This is a genomic window from Spirosoma flavus, from assembly GCF_054778555.1.
Genome location: NZ_BAAGZL010000011.1, coordinates 1 through 20,089 on the forward strand (window position 1 = coordinate 1; position 20,089 = coordinate 20,089).

17 protein-coding genes are annotated in these 20,089 nt (G+C 49.6%); 9 read left to right on the forward strand and 8 right to left on the reverse strand.

The genetic code is table 11. The features are described 5' to 3' along the window. Positions 1 to 622: 622 nt before the first annotated feature. The gene (locus ACYVF1_RS31455) at positions 623 to 1,183 is read right to left on the reverse strand and encodes a hypothetical protein (RefSeq protein ID WP_461086565.1); all 561 of its coding nucleotides are present in this window, start codon (positions 1,181 to 1,183) and stop codon (positions 623 to 625) included. Positions 1,184 to 1,362: 179 nt separating this feature from the next. Here ACYVF1_RS31455 and ACYVF1_RS31460 point away from each other — a divergent pair, with 179 nt between their 5' ends. Next, positions 1,363 to 2,172, forward strand: a complete 810-nt coding sequence (locus ACYVF1_RS31460) for a ferritin-like domain-containing protein (RefSeq protein WP_461086567.1) — start codon at positions 1,363 to 1,365, stop codon at positions 2,170 to 2,172. Positions 2,173 to 2,191: 19 nt separating this feature from the next. Continuing rightward, positions 2,192 to 2,992, forward strand: a complete 801-nt coding sequence (locus ACYVF1_RS31465; protein ID WP_461086569.1) for a ferritin-like domain-containing protein — start codon at positions 2,192 to 2,194, stop codon at positions 2,990 to 2,992. 118 nt (positions 2,993 to 3,110) lie between these two features. On the opposite strand, the gene ACYVF1_RS31470 is transcribed toward ACYVF1_RS31465, so the two are convergent. Both ACYVF1_RS31470 and ACYVF1_RS31475 read right to left on the reverse strand, forming a co-directional pair. Next, positions 3,111 to 3,662, reverse strand: coding sequence for an RNA polymerase sigma factor (locus ACYVF1_RS31470; RefSeq protein ID WP_461086571.1), 552 nt, complete (start codon positions 3,660 to 3,662; stop codon positions 3,111 to 3,113). A gap of 288 nt (positions 3,663 to 3,950) precedes the next feature. After that, positions 3,951 to 5,032 (reverse strand): IS3 family transposase gene (locus ACYVF1_RS31475; RefSeq protein WP_461086573.1). Its coding sequence is split into 2 segments (ribosomal slippage): positions 3,951 to 4,780 and positions 4,780 to 5,032, totalling 1,083 coding nucleotides; the frame shifts between segments, so codons are not numbered across the junction. An 816-nt stretch (positions 5,033 to 5,848) separates the two neighbouring features. Here ACYVF1_RS31475 and ACYVF1_RS31480 point away from each other — a divergent pair. The 7 genes from ACYVF1_RS31480 to ACYVF1_RS31510 all read left to right on the forward strand — a co-directional run bounded on the left by ACYVF1_RS31480 (position 5,849) and on the right by ACYVF1_RS31510 (position 11,692). Further along, a complete protein-coding gene (locus ACYVF1_RS31480; protein ID WP_461086575.1) occupies positions 5,849 to 6,367 on the forward strand; it encodes a hypothetical protein in 519 nt (172 codons plus the stop codon). A gap of 252 nt (positions 6,368 to 6,619) precedes the next feature. Beyond that, on the forward strand, positions 6,620 to 7,531 hold the full coding sequence (locus ACYVF1_RS31485; protein ID WP_461086577.1) for a sensor histidine kinase: 912 nt from the start codon (positions 6,620 to 6,622) through the stop codon (positions 7,529 to 7,531). Then, positions 7,528 to 8,601 (forward strand): response regulator, encoded by a 1,074-nt coding sequence (locus ACYVF1_RS31490; RefSeq protein ID WP_461086579.1) that lies wholly within the window; start codon positions 7,528 to 7,530, stop codon positions 8,599 to 8,601. The genes ACYVF1_RS31485 and ACYVF1_RS31490 overlap by 4 nt, the downstream gene beginning before the upstream one ends. A 117-nt stretch (positions 8,602 to 8,718) precedes the next feature. After that, positions 8,719 to 9,600, forward strand: coding sequence for a lysophospholipid acyltransferase family protein (locus ACYVF1_RS31495; RefSeq protein ID WP_461086581.1), 882 nt, complete (start codon positions 8,719 to 8,721; stop codon positions 9,598 to 9,600). Between the two features lie 93 nt (positions 9,601 to 9,693). Continuing rightward, a complete protein-coding gene (locus tag ACYVF1_RS31500; protein WP_461086697.1) occupies positions 9,694 to 10,758 on the forward strand; it encodes a fatty acid desaturase family protein in 1,065 nt (354 codons plus the stop codon). A 49-nt stretch (positions 10,759 to 10,807) separates the two neighbouring features. Next, positions 10,808 to 11,146, forward strand: coding sequence for a hypothetical protein (locus ACYVF1_RS31505; RefSeq protein ID WP_461086583.1), 339 nt, complete (start codon positions 10,808 to 10,810; stop codon positions 11,144 to 11,146). 72 nt (positions 11,147 to 11,218) lie between these two features. Further along, the gene (locus ACYVF1_RS31510; protein ID WP_461086585.1) at positions 11,219 to 11,692 is read left to right on the forward strand and encodes a response regulator; all 474 of its coding nucleotides are present in this window, start codon (positions 11,219 to 11,221) and stop codon (positions 11,690 to 11,692) included. Position 11,693: 1 nt separating this feature from the next. Here the strand turns inward: ACYVF1_RS31510 and ACYVF1_RS31515 are convergent, their stop codons facing one another. The 5 genes from ACYVF1_RS31515 to ACYVF1_RS31535 all read right to left on the reverse strand — a co-directional run bounded on the left by ACYVF1_RS31515 (position 11,694) and on the right by ACYVF1_RS31535 (position 20,087). Next, complete coding sequence (locus tag ACYVF1_RS31515; RefSeq protein WP_461086587.1) at positions 11,694 to 12,431, reverse strand: ATP-binding protein; 738 nt, start codon at positions 12,429 to 12,431, stop codon at positions 11,694 to 11,696. A gap of 41 nt (positions 12,432 to 12,472) precedes the next feature. After that, positions 12,473 to 16,924, reverse strand: a complete 4,452-nt coding sequence (locus tag ACYVF1_RS31520) for a CheR family methyltransferase (RefSeq protein ID WP_461086589.1) — start codon at positions 16,922 to 16,924, stop codon at positions 12,473 to 12,475. Beyond that, positions 16,917 to 18,026 (reverse strand): chemotaxis protein CheB, encoded by a 1,110-nt coding sequence (locus ACYVF1_RS31525; RefSeq protein WP_461086591.1) that lies wholly within the window; start codon positions 18,024 to 18,026, stop codon positions 16,917 to 16,919. The genes ACYVF1_RS31520 and ACYVF1_RS31525 overlap by 8 nt, the downstream gene beginning before the upstream one ends. Positions 18,027 to 18,564: 538 nt before the next feature. Then, the gene (locus tag ACYVF1_RS31530; RefSeq protein WP_461086593.1) at positions 18,565 to 18,813 is read right to left on the reverse strand and encodes a hypothetical protein; all 249 of its coding nucleotides are present in this window, start codon (positions 18,811 to 18,813) and stop codon (positions 18,565 to 18,567) included. A 608-nt stretch (positions 18,814 to 19,421) separates the two neighbouring features. Continuing rightward, positions 19,422 to 20,087, reverse strand: a complete 666-nt coding sequence (locus ACYVF1_RS31535; protein WP_461086595.1) for a hypothetical protein — start codon at positions 20,085 to 20,087, stop codon at positions 19,422 to 19,424. Positions 20,088 to 20,089 lie beyond the last annotated feature (2 nt).

Sequence of the window (20,089 nt, forward strand, 5' to 3'; positions counted from 1 at the left end):
TTTGAAGGCTTCAAAATCAAACTCGTTGGTCATAGTAGTGAAAGTTAGAGTTTTTATTCCCTTTATTCACCTGTGACACAGTTTAGCGAGCAGTCTCACGTCGTTAAAACTTTTTTAAAACAACAATGACTTAAAATGATAGAGACAGTTGTAAATAATTTAAATTTTATTTCAGAAGCTGAATTTATTATTTTAAAAATCGGGAAAATCGTTGCCTTAGTAAGGCGTTCCAGTCAACCAAAATCGTTCAGATAAATCCCTACTTCGTCAAACATGCTGCACTATTTAATTGAACGGTTTTTCTGAACGCAAAAAGGCCATTTCAAGCACCTTCCCTCCTACTCGGCCACCGTTCAGAAAAACGTCCAAATAAAATTCAGGATAAGACACACCGTAGGCTGCTACTTGAGTTGGGTAGCTATTAAACCTATAAAACGAATAACTCTAGCCTAATATTCGTATATGTTCCGTCTCAAAAAAATGCTCCCATGTGAGACAGAGGCTTACGGTACTGCCTCAAAATTGGGGCGTTTCGTGAAAGGGTACTTTAAGGTTGTTTGAGCGATTCGCAAAGTCAGCCCGCCTTCTCTCACGGTCTAGTTGTATATAGCTGCTCTACTCACTATAGAGTCGACTTTAAAAAGTCCAAACTACGGTGCACCCTAGGCACTCGTCGACTTAGGCTACTGCGTAAGCTTTGAGATCTGGCTACAATTCGAGCGCCAGTCCAAGTCGAGGCGACAATCATCCCGGCTGCCACCAAAATAATATCCTTGATAATATATTGAGCAGCTAGCGTGGGGGCATGGTGAGGTCCAGAAAAAAGCTCTCCCGGAAAGAGGAGAAGCGGAGACATAGCCCCGATCATTTGAGCCGCCATTAACCAAACACCCACCCGAAGGAAGCGACCCGAAATAAAGCAAATTCCTATAATACACTCCAGACCAGCCACGAAATCCATAGCGCCGTGTCCTCTTAGCATACCAAGGGTAAGGATGGTGGTAGTCCGGGTTGCCAAATCCTCAATCGGGCTGATGCCTGGAAAAAACTTTAATATCCCGAATCCCAGAAAAACCAGCCCTAAAGAGATTCGCAGTAAGGAGATACTATGAGCGACTAACCAGCCATTGATGGCGGTATCCAACCGGTCGAATCGGTCGAAAAGATGAGTTATTGTTTTCATGGTCGAGTGTATATGTTGATTAATTTCCATGAACCTACGATCATTCTTGATGGATGGATTTATCACCAAACATCTTACTACCAAGTTATATATGTATCCAATTATTGAAATTAATAGAAATGCACTTTTTTTTATATAATATTTTTTTTCATAAATCCAATTTTAAAACCCTTGCGTATGTGTGGAACTCTGCTTCGATTTTCGAGGATGGATTCACTAATCTTACGTACTCATTAATGGAAAATCAACCCAATGACCAGACCAAGGCACTAATGGGCCTGTCCGGTAAGGCATCGGCGGCCTTGGGACGTCGGCTATTTCTGCGGTATATCGGGGCTACTGCAGCCGCTGGTGTTGCCCTGAGTGCCTGTCACGATCAAGTATTTGATCCATCCAGCCCCGGCTCAGCCCGCGCTGGCTTTAATACCGTTGACCTTGGTGATGTAGGTGTTAACGATGTTGGTGTACTAAACTACGCTTATGCGCTCGAGCAGTTAGAAGCGGCCTATTACACCCAGGTGATTGCGACGCCCTACACCAACATGACTGACGCCGAGCGGATGATTCTAACCGAGATTCGGGATCACGAAATTGTTCACCGTGAATTTTTTAAGGCTGCTTTGGGTAGCGCGGCTATTCCTGGGCTGACCCCTGACTTTAGCAGCATCAACTTTAGTAGTCGGGCGAACGTATTGGCGGTGGCTCGGTTATACGAAAATGTGGGTGTATCGGCCTATAATGGAGCGGCCCAATATATTATGAACGCTGATTATCTGCTACTGGCCGGAAAAATTGTCTCGGTCGAAGCGCGTCATGCATCGCTGATCGCCACGTTGATTGAACCACAAGGTACTACGTTCGCCGGTGATGATGTGATCTTCCCCCAATCAGGTCTGGAAGAAATCCGTGTACCGGGCGAGGTGCTGCAATTAGTAGCTCCTTACATCAAAGAAACCGTCAATGGCATGATGGCAGCTCGTAAAGTATAACCTCTAAACGCTAACAATCATGAATTTACAAAATATTTTGAATGAAATTGAGCAGGTAGATGCTGATGTGTATGAGCGTATAGAGCACGTCTCTCGTCGACACGTATTCGGCAGTTTTCTCAAGAAGGCTGCAGCAGGTGTAGCACCAATGGCGTTTGCTGCGGTAGTTAACAAGACCTATGCGCAGAGCAACGTGGTCGTTGAAATCCTTAACTTTGCCCTAACGCTTGAATACCTGGAAGCTGAATTTTACAATCGTAGTATTAGCTCCGGTATCATTCCGACGGCTGCCCTGCCCTACTATCAGCAAATTGCCAAACATGAGAATGCGCACGTTGCCTTACTGCGATCTGCACTAGGTAGTGCGGCTGTTGCCAAGCCCACGTTTGACTTTACTGCCAAAGGAGCATTTCCAGATGTATTCACCAATGTTGTGACGAATTACGCGGTTGCTCAAGCTTTTGAGGATACTGGTGTTCGTGCCTATAAAGGTCAGGCTGGTCGTCTAATTCCATTTCCTGCCGTGCTGACGACAGCTTTGCAGATTCATTCGGTCGAAGCGCGCCATGCAGCTCGCATCCGTTATCTGCGTGCTCAGATCAATGGAGTTGGCCAGAAAGCGTATATCACCGCTGCCGGCGCTGGTGGATTACCTGCGGCTATTTACGCTGGTGAAGAAAACGTCATGCAGGGTGGCGTCAATGTATCTACTTTAGTGTCAGGTATGGGTATCAGCATGGATCGGGTTACCGAAGCCTTCGATGAACCCCTGACTAAAGAACAAGTGCTGGCTATTGCAGGTCCATTTATAGTTGGGTAACAGTAGCATTTATGTGGCCAGCGACTAGGAACTGGCTTTAGACTCAAAAATGTATTACAGAAAAAGAACCGGCCCATTTGAGCCGGTTTTTTCTTAGCCATACATGAAGTGAGCTTTGCTAGCAATAGAACTGATTTATATCGTTACTATAGTGCTTTTTTAATTGTTGCATCACTAATCGATACCGAGTTTTAACGGTGCCAAGTGGTAAACTAAGCTGGTCAGCTACCTCTTGATGAGTATACGATTTAAAATAGATCAACTCAATGATTTTCCGATATTTAGCGTGGAATCGTGCCAAGGGAAATGTCTCAGCATTTCCTTCTGGCATTCCTTGAAACGCATTTGCTGTTGATTGGTCATATATGTATTGATGCGCTACTGAATGGAGTTGCTTACTCTTTAATTCGTCCAGTGTCAAGCGTTTTGCGATAGTCACAATCCAGGTGAATAGACTACCAAGCTGGGGATTAAATGAATCACTTTTTGTCCAGGCTTTTACAAAGGTATCTTGTAATAAATCTTGGGCTACTGTTTCGTCTTTAACCCAGCGAACCAGCAAACGGTAAACAGGTTGAGCATAGGCACTATAGACTTGGGAGAATGTTTCTGTTTTTTGATGTTGAAAACCATAACTAAGTTGAGTGTCTTTCTGGTAGTGAGTGTCCATATGTAAGAAAAAAGTAGTGGAATCTATCTAATAGATTTCTGATTAAGAGACAGTTATGCAATACTATTAATAACTCTTTCATAACGTTGAGCCCTTACTATATTGCGTAAGGTGAATAACCTACCGGATAAAAAATGGTTATGTGTCTAAGGCTGATATCAGAGGATATATATTAAAAGGTATCAATTATAGTCTACTAAATACAGTGCCTTTGCGAGATATAAGAACTAACATGATATATAAAGCCTATGTCCTTACCCCGTTCGATGAGCCAGTTTTGACTAGAATTTAAGCCGCCTGTCGGTATTCAACCGGCGTCATAAACTTCAATGCTTGATGAGGCCGTTCAGTGTTGTATTCCAACAGCCACTCATCTACCAATCGCCGTACCTGCCTGATGCTCGTGAAAATGTGAGCATCTAAAACCTCTCGACGAAAGGTCCCATTGAAGCGTTCGATGTAGGCATTCTGAGTCGGTTTACCCGGTTCGATCCAATGTAAACCGATTTCCTTGCCCGAGCACCAATCCTGCAAGGCTTGACTAATAAACTCAGGGCCATTATCACTGCGTAATCGTTCTGGCTTACCATACTGCTCGACCAGCCGATCTAATAAGCGGGTTACCCGCTGGGCTGGCAGTGAATAATCCACTTCGATGCCCAGAGCTTCTCGGTTGTAATCGTCAACCACATTCAAGGTGCGAAACTTACGACCACCCGTCAAGTTATCCGAGGTGAAATCTAGCGACCAGCATTGATTACAAGCCGTTGCTTTAGGCAGCGGACGACGCACAGCCTCCGGTAGTCGTTTCTTCGTCTTTCGCCGTAAGCTTAAACCTAGGCTTCTGTACAAACGTCTAATTCGCTTATGGTTAACTAACTCTCCCTGCTTGCGCAACCGACGGTAAATCTTCAGTACGCCCCACTGTTTGTACCGCCGGGCCAATTGCTCGATCCGGCTTGCCAGTGCTTTATCCTTGTCTTTAATGACTACTGGCTCAGCCATTGCATTGCGGCTAAGGCCCACCCAACGACAGGCTTTGCGTTGACTAATCTGTTTCTGATCAACCATCCACTTGACCACTATTCGACGCTCGGCGGGCCTCACCACTTTTTTGCCAGGGCTTCCTTGATGATTTCGTTTTGTAAACTCAGCTCAGCGTACATCTTTTTGAGTCGGCGGTTCTCGTCCTCCAACTCTTTAAGGCGCTTCACTTCAGAGACCTGCATACCGCCATATTTAGCTCGCCAATTATAAAACGTGGCCTCGCTAATGCCATGCTCGCGGGTAATCTGGGCGACGGTCTGGCCGTTGTCCTGTTGTTTAAGAATCGCCACGATCTGCGATTCTGAGAATCGTCCTGCTTTCATTTCCCTTTCCAATTACCAGTGAAATTTAAGTGTTTTACTCTTTTTTTCACTGGCTCACTTTCAAGGGTTCAGGACACCTAGATCTTAGGACTAATAAAACCTTTTGGAAGACCAAGCACCATTTAAACCATATTTCTCACAAAACGCTCGATATAAACAAACCTCCCATCTTAGACTCTGAAACAGTTGACGCACAGCAGGTAACGATATGATGCCCGTCAAGGTAATGTTTGAGGGGGATCGGTAAAGCTGTGGTCATCGGTCATAGGCCAGATAGAAGAATCAGGCAATCTTTGTTCTGTATGATCAACGGCTATGGAAATGTTTACAGCACCCTCACCACGAGCCTTTACAAAATTCTATGATAAACATGCTCCACGACTTTGGGGACTTATTTTACTCGCCAATCTACCCCCATCTCAGTCAGAAACCATTTTAATTAATACAATTCGCAAAGCCTGGAAACAGGCTCAGTTACCCCAGTCTGACACGTTTTCTTTCTCGCAGATTTTATTGATAGCGCATCAGGAAGGCTTACCTAAAAATTCTTCCTTACTAACAACCCTACGACAGATTCGTCATTCGTAGCAGAAATGCTTTTCTGATCCTGTTTCACCGACTACCCATTAATGTCTATAATAGGTAGGTGTGCTGCTGGCGTTAGGAGTATTCCTGCTTCCTCAACAGCCCTGTATCATTGGCGTAATCTGCTTTTTTTGTTTACTTAGTAGCCTGCAGAAGGGATACTGGCAGTATTAGACAGGTTTCGTTTGCGTTTTTCAACCTAATGATTCAATGCGTCTATCTTAGTAGCCCATGCCAGACGATGCCCAAGATGAACTTTTCTCTCCCGACTGGTTAATTACCGATCCCATCCGAACACTGATCGATGCGGCTCCAATCGGAATTGCTTTACTACAGGCGTTTCGCAACGTAACGGGTCAAATTATTGACTTTCAGTATCAATTAGTCAACACAATGCAACAGGCACTGACCAACTATCCCGAAGAGGATTTAATGAGTTTGCCTTTAACGACGTTAAGCCCGGATGTGGTTGGAACGGGTGTGCTGGCGCAGTTAATCGAGGTTGTTCATTCAGGACAGCCCGGTTTATTTATGGAAGCGTATCGATTAGTTGGGGAGGTTGGTCTGTACGATCAGCTTTACCTAAAATCCGGGGATGGTGTTCTTCTGTTAGTGCAGGATATTACGTATCAGCCCTTATCGATCAGTGAACACCGACAGCAGGCCGACCTGTTGGAAGCGATTCAACACAAAGAATCTATTGAGTCTGTACGGGCAAAGCTGCTTGCACTGATCAGTGGCCAGACGTAGTAAGAGTTACGAATTAATAGCCATTCGGCAGGCATCATAACCGGAGTTGATGGTCATCATACAATATTTGTTTAGTAATAATCACCTTTGTCTGGAAACACTGCCTTTTTTGATACCTGTGTTACTTGTTAAATGGCCGCCAGGTTTATCCGGAATATGAAAGGGAAGTTTACCACAAATAAACGTACCACTTTCTCACGATTTAGGGTTTTGATACGTCCCACATGAACGGTTCCTTTATCAACTAAAACGATGAACAACCTACCTACCAAACAACCTGAAGAGAGCCAAGAAGCTAAACGCTCGCTGACTCAACTCGAACAAACGAACCGGAAACTGCTCCAGCAGATAGCCGACTACCGGCAGGAACTTGGCCGGGTTCAATCCGCCCTGGGGGAAGCACAGGGTGTAGTGGCACAGCGTCGTCAGTTAGAAATAGAACAAGGCAGACTATTAGTGCAGGAACGTGAGTTAAATGAATTAAAATCATCCTTTATAAACCTGGCATCTCATGAATTTCGTACGCCCATGATGACCATTTTATCCTCTGCTTCGCTCATAGGTCGCTATAGTGGATCAGACGAGGTCGGTAACCGGGAGCGCCATGTGCAACGGATTAAAACCGCCGTAAGCAGCCTAACTACGATGCTCAATGATTTTCTGGCGATCAGCCAGGTTGATCAGCATGACTTGCGCAGTGATCCACAGGAACTGGAGCTTACCGCGTTTTGCCATGAAGTGATTACGTCTATACAAGCCACGGCTAAACCCCGGCAGCGATTTCATTACCAGCCTCACACGGTACCCGTGAGGCTTCAACTGGATAGGCCGCTCCTGAAAAATATTCTGTCTAATTTGTTACTCAACGCCAGTAAGTACTCCGCCGAGGGTACGAACATTGAGTTAACCAGCACGATTCAAAACAGGCAGGTTGTTTTTACCGTAACCGACCAGGGAATCGGCATTCCCGATTCGGATAAAGGCAAGTTGTCTACCCTCTTTTTTCGCGCCCGAAATGCCATTCATATTCAGGGTGTGGGCCTGGGGCTATATCTGGCCAAACGCTACGTGGATTTGCTGGGGGGCTCCATTAGCTTTACGAGTGAGGCAGGCAAAGGAACGACCTTTACGGTCCAATTGCCGTTACTGAGTGAGCGGGCATGAAAACGATTCTGGTCATCGAAGACAAACAGGAAGTTCGCGAAAACATCGCGGAGATACTGAAACTGGCTCAATATTCGGTTGTTCAGGCTGAAAACGGCAGACAGGGTGTGGCACTCGCTCGCTCGACCAGTCCCGATTTAATTTTATGCGACGTTATGATGCCCGAATTAGATGGCTATGGCGTTTTACATATCCTGACCAGAGATTCCAATACGGCCCGAATCCCCTTTATTTTTCTGACGGCAAAAATTGACCCCGAACATATCCGCAGTGGCATGAGTTTGGGGGCTGATGATTACCTGACCAAGCCCATCGACGACATTGACCTGTTGGCGGCCATCGAACTTCGGCTTAAAAAAGCCGAACTGTCGCATCGGCCCATCGATCAGCCCGGACTGACCAATTTCCTGGAAGCCTTTCGTCAGGCCGATGGACTTCCGTATACGACCCTTCGCTACCCCAAAAAACAAGTTCTGTACGCGGAAGGTGATACGCCGGTATATCTTTACTATATCCGGAGTGGGCAAGTCAAGCGTTTTAAAACGGACGCTTCCGCCAACGTATTCATCACGGCCTTAGCGGGCGAAGGTGATTTTGTCGGTTTGCCGGGCTTATTACAGGACAGTTCCTATGACGAATCCGCCGAAGTGCTGCTGGACGCGGAAATCTGTCTGATTCCGCAAAACGAATTCCTGACTCTCTTACCGAATCATCCCGATATAGGGCTCTACTTCATGCGTATGCTGGCCAGTGAACTAAGCCAGCGCGACGAACGCCTGCTCAAACTGGCGTATCAACCCGTCCGTAAACGGGTAACGGAAGCCCTGCTGCTGGTTTACCTGAAATTTTATGCTCATTCAGACGAGTCGCAGCGTAAAACGGTCATGCCGGGCGCCAATCAATCTGCGTCCATAACGTTATCGCGGGAGAGCTGGGCTCAACTGGTGGGTGCGTCGATGGAAACCGTCATCCGGGTACTGAGTGATTTACGGACCGAAGGGATGCTGGAGCTATCGGGCAGTCAGATTACGCTACTGGACATTGACCGATTAACCCGGCTCAAACACTGACATTTTGATAAACATCAGGTGATAGGCTGACATTGGTCAGTAGGGCGACTGATAGCCATCGTGGTCATCCAGTTTACAATCATAGGGTAAGCCAGATGAAGGGGTGAACTTTGGGTTATGGTTAACGCAACGGCAACTGCCTACAAAACTCCTGCTTTCACCTGGAATTGGCTCATCTGTATCGCGAAGGGTTTTTCTCTACTTGTATTTGTGACACTTCGGTATGGACTCCGGTACCGATACGGGCTGATCGTCTCCAACCTGACGAACGCCTTTCCTGACCAGTCAATCCAGCAGTACAGGAAGCTGACGAATGCCTATTATCGACACATGAGTGATTTGTGCGTCGAACCGTTTTTATTCTTCTTCTCTTCGGCCCGCCAGCGGGCGCACCTGGCCCGGTTTACGAATCCTCATTTGCTGTCGGCTTTACACCAGGCTCATCGTCCGGTCGTTCTGCTGGCGTCGCATTACGGAAATTGGGAATACCTAGCCAAGCTACCTCAACTGACCGACTACCCGGTTTATACAGCCTATAGTCCCCTCAAAAACCGCTGGCTCGATCAGGTGCTGATTCGCTTACGGTCGCATCTGGGTATGCGAATGATTCCTAAACAAAGCTTTTACCGACAGGCCTTAACCGTACTGCGACGACCCGATGATTTACCCTTGCTGCTCCTGATTGCCGATCAGCGTCCCGGCCCTGGAAGTGCCAAATACCATCTGCCATTTCTCCATCAGGATACGGCAGTGCAGATCGGCGCCGAACGCATGGCGGTGTTGTCCAATGCAGCCGTGGTGAATATTGAGGCTCGTCAAACGGCTCGGTTTCAGTACCAATTTACCTTTCGGCTGCTCTGTGAGCAGGCCAGACGGACGGCATCGATGGCCATTACCCGACAGTATTACCAGGCCCTTGAACGGATTATTAACCAGGCGCCTAGGTACTGGCTATGGTCGCATAACCGGTGGAAAAACAGAACTACTAATCTGGAGTAGTTAAACACCAATCCGATTTTCCCCGACTTATCGGGATATATGCATACCGTCAGCTACCGCCGTAAAGTGGCTGAGTTTTACTCATACGTTACGATGAAGCCATTAAACCCGATCCATGATCCGGTCTTTACCGGGAAAAACTACTCGAGAATCGATAGGTTCTTTCTCCGGTTGATTAAGGATGAGCGTGATTTACCTTTCATGTACCTGATCATCCGTGTCAGTTTCAGTCTGCTTCCGATCAGTGTTTTACTGTTTATGCCGTTTATAACGGGCTGGCTGTGGTGGGGCCTGGCCGCCCTCCACTTTGGGGTGAGCAATTTCGGGATTAAAGGCCCTTTTGGGTTGATGCTTCACTGTACGAGCCACCGGCAATTGTTTAGAGCCCCGTATGGCTGGATGAATTACTACATTCCCTGGGTACTGGCTCCTTTTTTTGGTCATACACCCGAAACCTACTTTAGTCATCACATTGGGATGCACCACGCCGAGAATAATCTGGAGGACGATGACAGCAGCACGATGGTCTTCCAGCGGGATAGCTGGCGCAGTTTTCTGGCCTATTTCGGGCGCTTTTTCGTTATAGGTGTCCGGAATTTGCTGACGTATCTGCACCGAAAAAATCGGCTCAAACTGGCCAGCCGGGCTCTTACCGGCGAAATGGCCTTTGGCCTGGTCTGCGTGCTGCTCTGTTTTGTAAACTGGCGGGCTACAGTGGTGGTCTTTCTGCTTCCCCTGGTGATCTACCGCCTGGTAGAAATGCTGGGCAACTGGACGCAACACGCCTTTGTGGATGCAGACGACCCCGGTAATGCCTATAAAAACAGCATCACCTGCATTAATGTGGCTTATAACAAAAATTGCTGGAATGATGGCTATCACATTGGTCACCATATCCGGCCCGCTATGCACTGGAGCGAGCACCCCACGTTTTTCCTCAAAACGCTCGATCAATATGCCAGACACCAGGCCATCATTTTTGATGGTCTGGATTTCGGTCAGGTTTTTTTTCTATTGATGCGTAAACGTTACGATACGTTAGTTGGGCATATGGTCAATGTAAACGGCACCTTTTCCAGCGACGCTGAAGCCACTGCGCTTTTACGTCGACGGACGCAGCGAATTACCGCCCCGATAGCGGCTGAATCGATCTACTAAATGAATCCTTTCGACGGGGAATCAACGATACCATGAATTAAGACAACCTATGGACTCAACTATCGATGAATTAGCAGCTATCGGGCGCATTGTACAGGCGATTAAGCACTTTCGCCAACAATATCCCGACGTGCAGACGGCTCCAGAGCAGGCCAAAGACGACTACCTGAAAAAGCAGCTGTCAGACCAGGACTGGCTATTCTGGAAACAACTTCAGCAAGCCCCGCCGGAGTGGCTTACACACCCCCGGGTCACCTTGCCTGAATCGGCCTTATCCTATCCGCAATTTAAACGCTTATTGGGTCAATATAAACGAGCAGTCTTCGAAGTCTATCAAAGGCAGCTGCAATCTAATGTTGGAGAGGTCAATACGTTACCGCCCTGTTAATCAGTATTATTTGATCGTCGGGTCAGTCAAATGAACACTTTATAAGCACGCCCGTTCGAAACCTACCCGATCATGGATGAGCCCTACCGGCTACCGGCCTCGACCCGGCGTAACGTACAGCGAACTAAAATTCTCATCATCGATGATAATCCGGATCAGTGCGATTTAATCCGGACTGTGCTACAGGCGTGTATGCCGAAGGTGGATTTGCTAATCGCTTCAACCGGGGAAGCTGCTTTTAGCCAACTTCACCACTGCCTGGAGGCTAAACAGAAATTGCCCCGATTGATTTTGCTGGATCTTTACCTGCCGCTCGCTGACGATGGCTTACGCATTATCGAACAGATAAAACGAAACGATTCGCCTTATCGCTTAATTCCCATTACGTTACTAACCCATTCAGCCAGGCAACCGGATATTCAGCGGGGCTACGAGCTGGGTGCCAATTCCTACATTGTCAAACCAGCCAGTCATGCCCAGTGGCTGATTTATATGAAATCCCTGCGTCAGTATTGGTTGCATACGGTCACCCTGCCGCCGGGTTGAGCTACGTTCTTGACGTGTCTACTTCGTCTTGAGCATCAGTCAGCAGTTGATTAATCAGGTGGTTGGCCGTGCTCATATTCCGGCTTATCATATCCAGAAATTTCACTCGGTCATCATCCGTGGGCCCTTTCTGTAACAAGCTCGTTACCGTGCTAATGATGCCCAGGTAACTGTGCAGATCATGGACAACCTGACGCAGACGATCCACGCGCTGGCGGTTTCCCTGTTGGAGACGGGCAAGCTCGGCCTGAAGTGTTTTCACCTGCTCGTCGGCTCCTGTTTGCCATAATTGATCAACCGGCAGGGCCAAATTCTTGTTGACGGTCTTTACCAGTTGACGTAGCTGCGTATACGCCTGGGCAATCACGCCGGGGAGCGTTTGGGGATAGCGTTCCAGAAAGTGCTGAATTTCTGTATCTAAACTGTCATAAAAGTTGTCTAACTCCGCCAGCAGATCCGTTAGCGGATAGCCGTGTTGCCAGCGGTGAATCTGATAGAGACAGACTCTTTCCACCAGATCGCTTTCCTGAAGCTCGCCTGCAATACCCTGCGTAAAAAAAGTCAGCAGGGTCGGGAGGTGATCGACTAACTTCTCATTTGACAAATGGGTGCGCTCCTGAAGGTCTTTCTCCGGCGCGTCCGTCATCCGCCACCGATTCAGGACCGTCTCCCGGTGCGTAACCAGGTAGTCGGCTAATTGCCTGCATTGCCGCTTGTTATCCTCGGTTGAGTTAGTCATGGCTGTATCAGATAAGTCAGTCAATAGAGTCGCGATAAGGGTTAGGACGTCGGACGGCTTTTCGACGGAGATATCGAAGCCAGCAACTGAACCAATGCCTCCAGCTCAACGGGTTTGACCAGGTGCCCATCAAAACCAGCCTCCTGACTTAGCCGTTTGTCGTCAGCCTGCCCGTATCCGGTCAGGGCGATCAGGATCAGGCTGCGGCCCCAGGCCTGTTGCCGAATCAGCCGGGCCGTTTCATAGCCATTCAAACCGGGCATTCCGATGTCGAGCAGCACCACCTCCGGCTGCCCTTGTTCGGCAGCCACTATCGCCTGCTCACCGCTGTAGCGTACGGCAACGGTATAGCCGCTTAATTCCAGCAGCATGGCGAACGAATCGGCCGCGTCCTGATTATCATCCACGACCAGGATGCGTTGTTTCGGCGTGGCTAAATCAGCAGGAACCGGTTGAGCGTCCGTGTGCCCGTTGATGCCGGCTAAAACGGGTAGGTAAACCAGAAACTCACTGCCCTGTCCCAGCCCAGGGCTGCGGGCTTCCACCCGCCCCCCGTGCAGCTCAACCAGTCGTTTAACCAGCGTCAGGCCCAGGCCCAACCCGCCCTGCGAACGGGCGGGGGAATTATCGACTTGTGCAAACAGCTCGAAAATTCGCTCTAACTGATCATCCGCCAGACCGATACCGTTGTCGCTAACCCGCAGGCGGACCATTACGTCCGCTCCCTGACTCACCTGGTCTAGCTTGACCCAGACGTGACCGCCTTCGGGCGTGTAGCGAGCTCCGTTGGTGAGCAGATTAGTGATAACCTGTGTTAGCCGGGTCGTATCGCCCTGTACGTAGATGGGCTCATTCGGTGCGGAAACCGATACGTCGATCCGGCGCTGTTCAAAAAGAGGCTGCACGGCCGCTGAGGCCTCCTGCAGCAGCGTATTCAGATCGAGCGGTTCCCGCCGTAAGGTAATCTTGCCCTGGTTAATCCGGCTCACGTCCAGTAAGTCATCGACCAGCCGAACCAGATGATCGACCTGGCGATTCATCAAGGTGATGGCTGCGCGCATGGTTTCGTTCTGGCCGGCGCTCAGACCCAGCATTTGCAGGGTGTTGCGGACGGGAGCCAGAGGATTGCGCAGTTCGTGGGCCAGCATGGCCAAAAACTCGTCTTTCCGTTGATCCGATTCCCGCAGGGTCTCTTCGGCTCGTTTGCGCTTATCAATGTCGAACATCACGCCACTCATATGGAGGGCGTGACCGTCGCTTTCCTCCACTACGCGTCCGTAACCGCTCATCCACCGCTGCGAGCCGTCGTCCAGCACGGCGCAGAACTCCGCATCAAACACGCCCAGACTGGTAATGGCCTCCTGCAACTGGCGGGCAATCCGTTCCCGGTCATTGGGATGCACGTGCGCAAAGTAAAGGCTCGGGCTGACGGGATTAGGTTGGGGTTCCATACCAAACAGCCGGAAGTGCTGCTCATTCCAGATGATCTCGTCGGTTGCCAGGTCCCAGTCCCAGGTGCCCATCCGAGCGGCTTCGATGGTGAGCCGGAACCGTTTTTCCGACTCGCGCAGGGCGTCTTCGGCGGCCTTACGCTGGGTAATGTTACGGGCTACACTCGACACGCCGATGACCTGCCCCTGCAGATTTTTCACCGGGGAGAGCACCACTTCCAGGGCCAATTCCTGCCCGTCCTTTGTGATCCGAACGGTTTCGTGCGTTTCAACCCGCTGCGACTGTTTGATTTTTTCCGCCAGATTCAGGACTTCACTCAGGCCCTGGGGCAGCGTCAGCATCCCCAGCGACTGCCCAATGGCTTCGGCGGCCGAGTAGCCGTACAGGGTTTCGGACGCTTTGTTCCAACTCGTGATAACGCCTTCAAAATTGAGCGTGATGACCGAATCCTGGGATGATTCGATGATGGACGCCAGAAAATAGTTGGCTTCTTCAGCGGCCTTGCGCGGAGTGATGTCGACGAAGGTCAGCACAATCCCATTGATGCGGTCGTCGGTCGTTCGGTAAGGCAGCACGCGCATCAGATATACGCGCCTGTCGGTGGTTCGCACTTCCCGTTCCACGGGCTGGAGGGTCGCCAGCACCTGTTCCATATCCCCCATCAGGTGGGCATCGACTAATCGGTGGGTGATGTCGGTCAGTGGCCGCCCGTAATCCGTGGGGATCAGATTGAAGATTTCCCGCGTGGTCGGCGTAAACAAATTCACCCGTAAACTGCGGTCCAGAAACAGGGTGGCCATGTCGGTTGAGTTAATCAGGTTTTGCAGGTTGTCGCCCACCAGTGAAATCTCTTCCACTTTTACTTTCAGTTCCTGGTTAACCGTCGTCAATTCTTCATTAATGGACTGAAGCTCCTCCTTACTGGTTTCCAGCTCTTCGGCCGACGAACGCAGTTCCTCGTTGATAGCCTGTAGTTCTTCGTTGGTCGCTTTGAGTTCTTCGGCCTGTAATTCATGGTGCTCGTTGGCCGACCGTAACTGCGTTTTGGCCCGAATCAATTCTTCCTCCAGGTGATGGGCAACGGGTTCAACCGAGGTGAGCACCCGGTCTGGTTCGACATCCTCCTCGGGCGTGGGTTCAAAGAGGACCAGCATAAATCCCCGGGCCGAATCGCCTTCGCCAGTGACCGGACGCACGTGGAGGGTCAGCGTGTGGATCTGGTCGTCCAGGCGCAGTTTAAGCTGGCGCACCGCGACATTCGTTTGCTGCTGGCTGGCCTGGTAGAACGCCGTGCGCAGTTCCAGCCGCAATTCGGGCCGGATGAGTTTCAGCAGATTTTTGGACGGCTCGCCCCCGCCAATCTGGAGGTAGCGCCCCGCCCGTTCCGATACGTGCAGGATATCGTATTCGTCATTCACAATAATCGACGGGGGGGCATACTGCTCCAGTAACCGCTGGTGCAACTCCCCGTAGCTCAGCCGTACGTTCGGGCGCTCGTCCACCCTGGGGGCCGGTTCGGGTACGGATTCCCGCTGGGAGGTCGGCAACGCACTCGATTCGGGCACGGGAAAGGTGCGTGTCGGTACGGAGCGACTTTGGAACAGGTGGTGTTCCCGATTCACCGGCGCAAACAGATCGCTGCTGCCATCGGTGGTTTCGGCCAGGCCCAGCAACAGGTAACCACCGGGATTCAGGGCAAAATGGATGGTTTCCAGCACCCGTTGCTGAGCGGCCTGATTCAGGTAGATGAGCAGGTTGCGACAGCTCACCAGGTTCAGCCGGGAAAAAGGCGGGTCTTTGAGCACATTGTGGTACGCAAACAGGACCATCTCCCGAATTTCCCGGCGGATTCGGTACTGCTCACCTTCGGGGGTAAAAAAGCGACGCAGGCGCTCGGGCGATACATCGGCAGCATCATTGATGGTGTACAGCCCTTCGCGGGCAATGGCAATGGCGGCCTGATCAATGTCGGTGGCGAAAATCTGCACGTGGGGTGCGTCCAGCACATCCATCGTGCGCTCGGCGCACAGCATGGCCAGCGAGTAGGCTTCTTCACCCGTGGCACAGCCGGCCACCCAGATGCGCAGGGTATTATCCCCCTTTTTTTCGTGGGTCAGCAGCGGTATTACCTGCTGCTCCAGGGTGGTAAAGACGGGTTTGTCGCGAAAAAAGTTAGTGACCGAGATCAGCAGATCGTTGAGCAGGGACTGGGTTTCATCAGGATGCTCCCGTAGAAAGGCTGCGTACTCAGTCAGGCCCGGCAGGTTGCGGACGTTGATCCGGCGCTCCAGCCGTCGCAGCAGCGTGGGGCGCTTGTAATTGGCAAAGTCGTGGCCGGTGCGCTGGCGGAGTTGGGCGAACACCTCGCGCAGGGCCTGCTGCTGGTTTTCCACATCCGGCCGGGGTTCCAGGCTGATGACGACGGTATCCCGATTCTGGGCGTAGGCCAGCAGCTTTGCCGGAATCTGGGCCACGGGCAGAATGTCATCCACCAGCCCGGTGGCAATGGCATGGCGCGGCATTTCGTTGAAGGCAGCCTCGCGGGGGCTCTGGACAAAAGCCGCCCCGCCCTCTTCCTTGATCCGCTTGAGGCCCATGGAACCATTGGCCCCCGTTCCCGACAGGATCACCGCGACGGCCTGGGGGCCGTGGGACTCGGCCAGGGTGCGCAAGAAAATATCCACCGGTGCCCGCCGGTCTTCGATCCGTGCATTCGGTAAGACGAGGATGTCGCCATCGGTCATTTGCAGGTGCTTATCGGGGGGGACTACGTACACGTGATTGGCGAGAACCGTTACCCGTTCGGCCACCTTAATGACCGGAATGCTCGCCACACTCTGCAGGATCTGAGTAAGCTGGCTGTCATAATCGGGGGAGAGGTGTAGAATAACGACGTAGGCCAGGCCTGAGTCAGCGGTAACGAACTCAAAAAACTGGGTCAGTGCTTCCACGCCCCCCGCTGAGCAGCCAATGCCAACGATCAGGGTCTGAACCGGAACGGTCTTGTCGGTTTTTTTCGAGGCTGTTTTTTTCTTACTCACTGGATTGCGTTTGTCGGGTTAGGAGTGGTGTATCAGAAGTACGTAGTTCCGGAAGCCGATCATGGTCGGCTATATCGGTCGCCTGCTGCTGGATACGCTCAAGACTCAATGGCTCCTGCGCCCGGATGGCCTGCCGAATGAGTTCTCCGCGCCGGAGGGTCTCCTGGGCTTTCTGGAAATAAAGACCGGCCTGTTTGGGCTGATTGGCATCGGCCAGTTGGTCGCCTAACCGGTTGAGTAGCATCACACTTTCGTCCACCCCACGAATAGCCCCGTAGAGGTTATCCTCGATTTGCTCCGTGATGGCGGCCAGCAACGTATCAGCTGAGTAGGCATGACCGGTATGGCAGCGAAAGCGGGCCAGCGGACCCTCCTGAATTTGCGTGAGTACGCCGTGGCACTCCGGACACGCATAGTGAGTGGGTTGACCATACTCGAATACATTCATTCCCAGGGCCGTCTCGTCGGCTGCGATGCGAATCTCCATGTTCGTTTTTTCATTCACTTCCCTAGAAACCGGTGGAGGTTCTGAAACGTGTTCTCCAGCCAGTTGGACCAATTTCGTAGCTAATTGAGCTACGGGAAGCACATAATCGATGGCTACCTGGCGGATGGCATTCTCGGGCATGGCGGATACGAGCGCTTCCAGGGGGTCCTGTACCAGGGCCAGACCACCCCGGTGCTTGATGACCCAAAGGCCCGCCGTTCCGTCGTCGAGCGCCCCGGATAAAAGCACGCCCATGACCCGGTTGCCATAGGCATAGGCGGCTGACCGAAATAGCGGGTCAATGGCGGGCCGGAAGCGGTTTTCCTTAGGCCCGTGGGTGACGCGGAGGTGGTCATTGTCAACCAGCATATGACGATCGGGTGGCGCTACGTAAATGCGGCCCATCTGAATGGGCTCGTTGTCATAGGCATGAGCAACGGGAATGGTGGTAAATCGGCTCAGAAGCTGGGGTAGTACCCCATGAACAGTGGGAGCCATGTGCCAGACGATCAAGATGGCTGCGTCCAGATCAGGTGGTAAGCCGACCATAAGCTGTTGAAAGGCCTCGATGCCACCGGCCGATGCACCCATCACAATAATATTTCGTTTTTTCATCCGATGAGTGCAGTTAGGCTACCCGGCTACCGTAGCCAATTGAAGCGGATTCCAATCAGTTTTTAATCTAGGTGCCTTACTCGAAGGTGCTTCCACCCACGAATATACTGAACCCTGTTCAATAAAACCCTTGTATAAAATAAAGGGGGGCTTCTTGTTAACCCTTCCCCAATTTTGGGATTGTCTCGTGATTCTTCAGGGGCTTTCGGGCGTATAATTGAACCTCTACAGAAATGCTTTTACATTGTTTCGGAGCAATGACCCGGCGTACCGGTTAGACAAACTAGTGCTCCTGCTCACCTAGAGTGTACTTGGGGATTCAATAGTGCTTTCACAATCATTCGATTTCAGGATCAGATAACGGTCAACACAAATTAGGATGAGTCAAATCAATTTCGTCCAATAAAAGGCTAACTAACGATATTTATTGAACAAATAAATTATTATGAATGAATAGCTTATATTAATTCCATCCATCTGCAAAACCGTTCACGAAAACCTCCCTTTGATTAATATTAATATATGGGTAGCTAACTTGTTAGTTAGCTGGCAAAGCAGGAGTAAATCCTAATTTGACTAATATCCCCTCATACGAATTGACTCCCTCAAAGGCTAAAGCCCCGTTAATATCGGGTTCGTCGTCTTCATTCAGGGGAGCCACCCATGCTGTAGCCTTTTTTTCGGCAGACGCCGGTATGAGGCTTACGGCTACTTTCGTTACAATCGTCTCCACTTGAGTGTAAGTCTCTACGTCATCTGGGTGAGGAATTCGAAAAATCCACACCATGGGAGTTGGTAGTCTATAGTAACTATCAACAGTCCCATCTGTCCCAATGTCAATGCCTATAGGAATAAGATCTTTGATTAAGTAAGAATCCATTTTTAATATAACATGGCTTGTGTTATGACTGTAAACGTTTGAGAATAACATTATTAGAATAACCCAACTTCAAGTTCACACCGTAGGTATTTGAATGAATCCGTTCTTTTTTTATCCGTAGTCGTTTGGGCCGAGGTGGCTTAGTGATTTCAGTAGGTGATGGCTTAGTAGGCTGATTTATAAGGACTTTTTCGGTTTCCATTTTAAGGTTGTATTTCTAAGTTCAACTTTATTTGTATGGGTAGAGTTTTTGTAATTTAAGGTAAGGGTACTTAATTGACGACTGGTCTTTAATTGAGCTGCGGTACCAATAACACAGCATACTTGTCATTTCACTCCCATATGGCAATCGTGGTTTTATCGGAAGCAATACGACTTTTTTGTTCAAGAACTATTAGGGAAGCTTTTTGTAATTAGAAATTTCTAATTACAAAAAGCTCTTTTTATCTGATTTTATTTTGAAGTAGTAGCGATTTCTTCTATAATATGATGCTAAGTAAGTTACCCAATCAACCTTAACTCTTTGACACCTTACGAAGCATTTTGAAGTACACAGTATAAGAATCTCCATTCAAATAGAACCAGGATGATGGATCTGGCTCTATTTCATTTTGTTTCCCCCAATGAAAATCCCCAGTGGCTTTGTTGTAATAGTAGTTGAGAGCTACGTCATATTCATAACTCGTTAAGGTGCTAAAAGCATCGTACCGTTTTATTAATAAGGCAATGGGTTCAGCCATTGCCTTTCGTAATTGATATTCAGTTGTACTACCATTTTGTACGGTATATACTGTGTAGGTACCAATTGTATGGTTTGGCACTTTGGCGAAATTGGTGCTTGATCCTTCAACCGTAACCGCTACCGTTTGCGCTCCAGCCGGTTTCACCGTTAATTGATATCCTCCCCCTTTTATACTTCCATCAGGCTGACTAAGACTGTAGCTACCTTCTTGATATGCTTTAAAGCCATCTCCTACTTTAAACCCCGCATCGACGAATACTGCATTGTATGTACCTGATACCCGTTGAATTGGGTCAGGATTTTCACCTAACTCGATTTGGTTATTTAATGCAATTGGGTCAGGCTCTTTTTTGCATCCACTTACCAGAATAAGCAAAACCCCAGTGTAACTTATGATTTTATATGTGCTCATAGGATAAGATTTTCTTAGATTGGCCATAC

What these genes read in the sequence shown, in the direction of transcription:
- ACYVF1_RS31515 (WP_461086587.1), bottom strand. Translation starts at nt 12,431, where the DNA reads ATGACTAACTCAACCGAGGATAACAAGCGGCAATGCAGGCAATTAGCC.
- ACYVF1_RS31505 (WP_461086583.1), top strand. Translation starts at nt 10,808, where the DNA reads ATGGACTCAACTATCGATGAATTAGCAGCTATCGGGCGCATTGTACAG.
- ACYVF1_RS31455 (WP_461086565.1), bottom strand. Translation starts at nt 1,183, where the DNA reads ATGAAAACAATAACTCATCTTTTCGACCGATTCGACCGGTTGGATACC.
- ACYVF1_RS31535 (WP_461086595.1), bottom strand. Translation starts at nt 20,087, where the DNA reads ATGGCCAATCTAAGAAAATCTTATCCTATGAGCACATATAAAATCATA.
- ACYVF1_RS31465 (WP_461086569.1), top strand. Translation starts at nt 2,192, where the DNA reads ATGAATTTACAAAATATTTTGAATGAAATTGAGCAGGTAGATGCTGAT.
- ACYVF1_RS31490 (WP_461086579.1), top strand. Translation starts at nt 7,528, where the DNA reads ATGAAAACGATTCTGGTCATCGAAGACAAACAGGAAGTTCGCGAAAAC.
- ACYVF1_RS31485 (WP_461086577.1), top strand. Translation starts at nt 6,620, where the DNA reads ATGAACAACCTACCTACCAAACAACCTGAAGAGAGCCAAGAAGCTAAA.
- ACYVF1_RS31500 (WP_461086697.1), top strand. Translation starts at nt 9,694, where the DNA reads ATGAAGCCATTAAACCCGATCCATGATCCGGTCTTTACCGGGAAAAAC.
- ACYVF1_RS31525 (WP_461086591.1), bottom strand. Translation starts at nt 18,026, where the DNA reads ATGAAAAAACGAAATATTATTGTGATGGGTGCATCGGCCGGTGGCATC.
- ACYVF1_RS31530 (WP_461086593.1), bottom strand. Translation starts at nt 18,813, where the DNA reads ATGGTGTGGATTTTTCGAATTCCTCACCCAGATGACGTAGAGACTTAC.
- ACYVF1_RS31470 (WP_461086571.1), bottom strand. Translation starts at nt 3,662, where the DNA reads ATGGACACTCACTACCAGAAAGACACTCAACTTAGTTATGGTTTTCAA.
- ACYVF1_RS31480 (WP_461086575.1), top strand. Translation starts at nt 5,849, where the DNA reads ATGCCAGACGATGCCCAAGATGAACTTTTCTCTCCCGACTGGTTAATT.
- ACYVF1_RS31495 (WP_461086581.1), top strand. Translation starts at nt 8,719, where the DNA reads ATGGTTAACGCAACGGCAACTGCCTACAAAACTCCTGCTTTCACCTGG.
- ACYVF1_RS31510 (WP_461086585.1), top strand. Translation starts at nt 11,219, where the DNA reads ATGGATGAGCCCTACCGGCTACCGGCCTCGACCCGGCGTAACGTACAG.